Source organism: Oerskovia enterophila (assembly GCF_001692445.1).
In the GTDB taxonomy this organism is placed as follows: Bacteria; Actinomycetota; Actinomycetes; order Actinomycetales; family Cellulomonadaceae; genus Oerskovia; species Oerskovia enterophila.
Genome location: NZ_MAQA01000017.1, coordinates 77,590 through 83,589, shown reverse-complemented (window position 1 = coordinate 83,589; position 6,000 = coordinate 77,590). Strand labels below are relative to the sequence as shown.

The window sequence follows — 6,000 nt, the reverse complement described above, 5'->3', positions numbered from 1 at the left end:
CCCCACGTCCCCCGCCAACCTGGCCCCCCTCGAGGAGGGCGACACCGGCTCGACGCCGCTGGCCGCGGGTGGGAACACCGGCGGAGGCGCAGCAGGCGGGACCGGCGGCGAGGCAGGTGGCGGCACGGGTACCGGTGGCGACCTGGCCGGCCCGGGGACGACCATCCCGGCGACCCCCCTCACCCCGGTGGACCCGGCGGACCCGGTCGCCCCGGCACCGGCCTCGCTCGACCTGGCCTTCGCGCCTCTCCAGCTCGCGCCCCGCGACCCGGAGGACCTGACGCTCACGGCCTCGAACACCGGGGGGACGTCCGCACAGGAGGTCGTCGTCGACGTCACGCTCCCGGCCAACGTCTCGGTCGTGAGCTCCACGGTCATTGCCGGGCGGGGCGTGGTGCCCGTCCTGAAGGCCGCGGCGCTCCCGTGCGGCACGGCCGTGCCTCAGGGCGACGGGACCTCGCTCGTGATCTGCTCGGTCGGCGTGCTGGCACCGGGGGAGAAGAAGGAGCTCGTGGTCACGGTGCAGGCCTCCCGCGGAGGTACGTACAGCTTCGGCGGGTCGGTCCGGGGCAAGGGCCTGGCTCCGGTGACGAAGACCTACGCGCCGGCGCCGGTCCAGTCCTACGGTGCCGAGGTGGACCTTGCGGCGCCCGTCGTGGGAGAGCTGCTCAACCCTGGTGCTTCCGCGGTGCGGCTCTCGGCCCGGAACACCGGTGACGTCGACGCCCACGGTCTGACGTTCTCGGTGGGCAACCTCCCGTCCGGGAGCTCGGCCCGCGCGCTGACCCCTGGCTGGTCCTGCGCACCCTCCGGGTCGTCGACGACCTGCGCGGCGGGCGAGGGCGCTCCGCTCCCGGCTCCTGACGCGAGCGCGAGCGCCGGACCGGCCGTCGTGCTCGACGTCCAGCTCGTCGCCGACGGGAAGGCCGTGGCCTCGACGAGCAGCCTGACGTTCACGGCCTCGGCGAGCTCCGACGGGAAGTCCCCCCAGGACGCCGCGAGCGCACAGCTGCGGGTCGGCTCTCCGTGGGCCAGCGCGAGCGACGCGATCCCCGCGGGGGGCGGCGCGGCTCCCCAGTGCGTCGGCGAGGGCGCGAGCACGGCCTCGGTCGTCCTGGCGGGCGTCACCAACACGACCGCGTACGACGACCTCCGGGTGCGTCTCGACGCTGTCGGTTCCGCGTCGCCCGTGGTCGCGCTGGCCCGCGGCACGAGGGCCGACCTGGCGCTGGAGGACGGGTACCGGTTCCCCGCGGGCACGGCGACCCTGACACTCACGACCACCGTCGCGGGGGCCGAGTACACCCGCACGGTCCCGGCGGGTGAGTTCAAGGCCCTCGACTGCTACCGGGTCCCGGACGGTGACTGGTTGGCCACTGCGACGGTCTCCACGGAGAACGTCGGGGGCACGGTCCGCCTCACGGGCTCTGCGACCAACACGTCGACGACCCCGATGGACGTGCGGATGCTCGCTCCAGCGGGGCTGGGGGACGTCGAGGACTCGGAGAAGGTGACGCTCGCGCCGGGTGCGTCGGGCACGTTCACGATCGACACCGGGCGCGCCGCGATCGACGCCGGAAAGGTCAGCTTCCGGCAGTACCGCTGGGTCGAGGACAGCGACCCCGGCGACGGCAAGGGGTACGAGAACCCCGTCCCGCTCGTCGTGGAGTTCGGCAGGGCCGCCATCGCGCCCACGCACCCGGCGCCCGCCGTCGGCCAGTGCGTGTTCGACCCGAAGGCGCACTCGTCGTCGGCCCCTGTGACGCTCACGTTCGACAACTCGGCCTCGACGCTCCCCGTACCGTTCACGGTGACGGGCCGCGACGACCTCGCCCGGACGGTCGCCGCCGGACGGACCGAGACGGTCAGGACGAGCGTCGGTCCTGCGGGCGCGACGTTCACGGTCTTGGCCGACGGCGTCCAGCTCGCGAGCCACGCCGTCGCGGGCGTGAGCTGCTACGTGCCCGACTGGACGGTCAAGGCCTCCGCGACCTCCGGCGTCGTCGACCGCACGGTCCGCCTGACGGGCCGACTGACCAACTCCTCGAACGAGTCGATGCAGGTCTCGATGGTCACCCCGTACGGCGCTGCCGGTGCGCCTGTCACGGTCGAGCCAGGGGCCACGGCCACGTTCACCCAGGACACGGGCAAGACCGAGGTCCCCGCGGGGAAGGTCGAGCTCCGGCAGTCGCGCACGGTCGACGGCAAGGCGTACACGAGCACCGCGACCGCAGGCTACGAAGCGGCGCGCTACGTGCCGGTCGTCATTGCCCCCGTCGTCGGTGCGCCCACGGTCGGTGCGTGCTGGTTCGAGGACAACGAGCAGCGCTCGTACCAGCCCGTCACCTTCGTGTACGACAACACGGCCTCGACCCAGGCCGTGACGTTCCACATCGAGGGTTCGGCTGCGGTCGTCCGCGACTCGACCCGCACGGTGCAGCCCGGGACGAGCATCCAGGTCAAGGCGCCCAGCGCGGGTGAGAGCGGCGCGACCTACCGCGTCGTGACCGACGCGGGGACGTCGTGGACCTTCCAGGTCGCCGGGAAGTCGTGCCTGCCCGCCTGGCAGTACGGGCAGTTCTACGTCAAGGGCGACCGCGTCGTGAGCCACGGCACGAACTACGTCGCGACGATCTCCCACCTCTCGCTCTTCACGCCGCACACCCTCCTGGGGAGTGCGACGTGGGACGCGGAGTAGGCCCTCAGCCGCGCGGCCTCGCGGCCTGGGGCTCGCCGTCCACAGGCACTGCGAGCGGCGCCAGGTGGTAGGAGGCCAGGTCGGTCGCGGCCGTCGGTGCGCGTCCGTCGCCGAACGGTGACCCACCGAGCGACTCGCGCCCGTGCGGGGTCAGCCATCCCGACAGGTCGGGGCCGTCAGGCACGATCCCGCTCGGGTTGAGCTGCGTGTGCACGCGGTAGTAGTGGTGCTTGATGTGGTCGAAGTTCACCGTGTCGCCGAACCCCGGGGTCTGGAACAGGTCCCGCACGTAGGCCCACAGGACGCGGTCCTCGGTGATCTTGTTGCGGTTGGTCTTGAAGTGCCCGTGGTAGACCGCGTCGAAGCGCACGAGCGTCGTGAAGAGCCGCACGTCGGCCTCGGTGATGTGGTCGCCCACCAGGTAGCGGCGCTCCGACAACCGGTCCGACAACCAGTCGAGCCGTTCGAAGAGGATCCCGAACGCCGTGTCGTACTTCTCCTGCGAGTCCGCGAAGCCCGCCCGGTAGACCCCGTTGTTGACGTCGAGGTAGATCTTCTCGGCGACGTCGTCGATCTCGTCGCGCCACGCCTCGGGGTACAGGTCGGGCGCGCCGGGGCGGTGGTACGCGGTCCACTCGGTCGACAGGTCGAGCGTGATCTGCGGGTAGTCGTTCGTGACGAGCAGCCGGGACGGGACGTCGACGACCGCCGGCACGCTCACCCCGCCGTCGTCCTCGGGGTCGCGCGCGAGGTAGTGCTCGGCGAGGAAGTGCGAGCCGAGCTCGGGGTCGATCCCGTCACGGTCGAGCGTGAAGCGCCACGACCGGGAGTCCTGGATCGGGTCGACGATCCCCAGCGAGATCGCGCCCTCGAGCCCCAGCAGCCGGCGCACGATGATCGACCGGTGCGCCCACGGGCACGCGAGGCTCGCGACGAGCCGGTAGCGGCCCGGCTCGACGGGCCAGCGCCCTCGGTCGTCGCCCTGGCCGCCGGGCTGCGAGGTGCTGCTCGCCGCGATCCGGTCGGTGAAGTGCGGGCCGCGGCGCTTCCAGCCGCGCGGGACGGGGTTCGATCCGGTCGAGTCGCTCATGCTCCGAACCTACGTCGGTGGCCGGGGACGTGCAGCGATCCGGGTCACGGGGCGGGTGTGACGTCCGTCCGGACCGGGCGCAGACCGGACCCGACCACCCGGGACGTGCCGTCGTCGTGCACCTCGACGAGGACCGTGACCGACTGCGAGACCGTCCACCCCGACAAGCGGGCCCCGACGGGGACCGTGCCGATCGTCCCGGTCGTGGGCGTCGGCGCCGTCCAGCCTCCCGTGAGCGCGACGCTCTGCGTGCACTCGACCGACGCCATCGCGAAGATCCCCTGGGTGGACGAGGCCCAGGCCGGGGCGGGCTCCTCGAGCGTGCAGGCGCGCTGCTCGGTCCCGGCGTCGGGCGAGAGGTCGGGCAGGGGGAAGCCCTGGGTGTGCGCGGTCGCGAGCTGGTCGGCATCCGTCACGTCGAGCGTGGGGGCGGGCTGCCCGGTGCTCGCGTACGCGACCACGTCCTGGAGGGCGAGGCCCCCGCGGGCACGCGCGTCGTCGTCGGGCACGACGGCGGAGCCGCCCGAGAGCGCGGGCTGCGGCAGGGCGACGGCCGGGTCGGTCGCCAGCCGGTAGGTCAGCAGCCAAGGGTCGCCCTCGCCCGCGCGCATGAAGAACGTCGACTCGACGTACGCGCCCGTGGTGTCGCCGACCGCCGCGTCGCCCGGTGCGCTCAGCGAGTAGAACCAGTCCGCGGTGCCACGCTCCGGGGCGGCGAGCGTGCCCGCGGTCGAGGTGTAGGGCGCGACGGGCGCGGCCCCCTGCGCGGCCTGCGCGGCGTAGGCGAAGGTCGAGGCGCGCAGGCTCGGCCCCGTCTCGACGAGCGAGAGAGCAGCCGCGTCCCGGGCCGCATTCGCGGTGTTCCGTGCCGAGGTGAGTCCCGCGAAGAGCGTGTCGGCCTCGGCGCGGGTCGTGACGGGTTCACGCACGGCGACAGAGGGCACAGCCGGTACCGCGGTGGCTCCGGTCCCGGTGCACCCCGTCAGGAGCACGAGCGCGACGCCTGCACCGAGGAGGGCGACGGACGGTCGGGCGGGCGGTGGGAGGACGGGCACGGCGGAGAGGACCTCGCGGGGACGGAACGGATGAACCGGTCCATCCAACCCCGGCCGGACGTCCCGGCCAAACCGGTCGTCGAGGCCCGGACGAGCTCCGGGGTGGTCTCTCGCACCGGAGCCGTGCTGCCGGGCCGCGCCGATCCCCCCACGGAATCACGAGCGCCCGACCCGGCAGCACCTGTCCTCAGGCGGCGTCCCCCGAGCCGCTGAGGACGACGTGGGTCTGCGGGTCGAACCGGTAGCCGAGCCCGCGGACGGTCGTGATGACGTGCTGGAGGCCGAGCTTCTCGCGCAGCCGCCGCACGTGGACGTCGATCGTCCGGCTGCCGTCGCGCACTGCGTCGGCTCCCCAGACGGTCGACAGGAGCTCCTCGCGGGTCACGACGCGGTGCGCCGAGCGGTAGAGGTGCGACAGGAGCTCGAACTCCTTGTACGTGAGGCGCTGGACCGAGCCGTCGACGGTGACCCGCCGACCGACCGGGTCGATCACGACGCGCGGGAACGGCGACAGGGCCGCGAGGCGGTCGCGGAACGCGTTGACGTCTCCGAGCGGGGCCAGGTCCGGTGCCGGGGTGGGCACCTCGGCGCGGCGGGCCGCGCTGCGCCCGCGCACCTTGCGTCGACCGTGGTCGACGAGCGGCTCGTGCGAGTCGGTCGCCGGTTCGGAGAGCGTCAGGGCCGTGTAGGTCTCGGCGGCCGGCAGCCATTCCCGGGCGAGCTCTCCGAGGGCCTCGGCGAGCTCGACGAGCTCGGCCTGCGGGTGCTCGCCCGACGCCGCGTCGACCCCGACGTACAGGACGAACCCGGGGTGGTTGCGGCGGTGCGCGGCGTGGGGCTGGGCGGTCTTCTGGGTCAGCGTGGTCATGCGAGGCTCCGTGGGTCTTCCCGCTCGACGGCGAGGAGCCGGAGCGGCGCCGACGAGGGTCGGCAGGGTTGTCAGGGGACTGAGCGAGTCAGGCCGGACAACAGACGCAGGAGGACATGCTGACGCTCGGGCGCCGGGTGGCACCGCGGAAGCTCAGCGAGGGGGTCACCAGGTGAGCATGGCAGCGGCACCGAGGGGCGCCAAGGGGAAGAACCGAGAATCTCACTCGGTGAGACACGAAAATGGGACGGATGTGGCGCCGTCGGGCATCGTCACGCAGGACGGGGCC

3 protein-coding genes and 1 pseudogene are annotated in these 6,000 nt (G+C 73.3%); 1 reads left to right on the top strand and 3 read right to left on the bottom strand.

Translation table 11 applies throughout. The features are described from left to right. Window positions 1-2,698: pseudogene (locus OERS_RS08945) on the top strand (DUF11 domain-containing protein); the annotation flags it as partial. Window positions 2,699-2,702: 4 nt separating this feature from the next. Here OERS_RS08945 and OERS_RS08940 read toward each other — a convergent pair. From OERS_RS08940 to OERS_RS22240, 3 genes are all read right to left on the bottom strand, one after another. Further along, window positions 2,703-3,788 carry a glutathione S-transferase family protein gene (locus OERS_RS08940; protein WP_083201333.1) on the bottom strand — a complete coding sequence of 362 codons (1,086 nt, stop codon included), beginning with the start codon at window positions 3,786-3,788 and terminating at the stop codon, window positions 2,703-2,705. 44 nt (window positions 3,789-3,832) lie between these two features. Beyond that, window positions 3,833-4,717, bottom strand: a complete 885-nt coding sequence (locus tag OERS_RS08935) for a hypothetical protein (RefSeq protein ID WP_139107760.1) — start codon at window positions 4,715-4,717, stop codon at window positions 3,833-3,835. A 313-nt stretch (window positions 4,718-5,030) separates the two neighbouring features. Then, window positions 5,031-5,711, bottom strand: coding sequence for a winged helix-turn-helix domain-containing protein (locus tag OERS_RS22240; RefSeq protein ID WP_056644905.1), 681 nt, complete (start codon window positions 5,709-5,711; stop codon window positions 5,031-5,033). Window positions 5,712-6,000 lie beyond the last annotated feature (289 nt).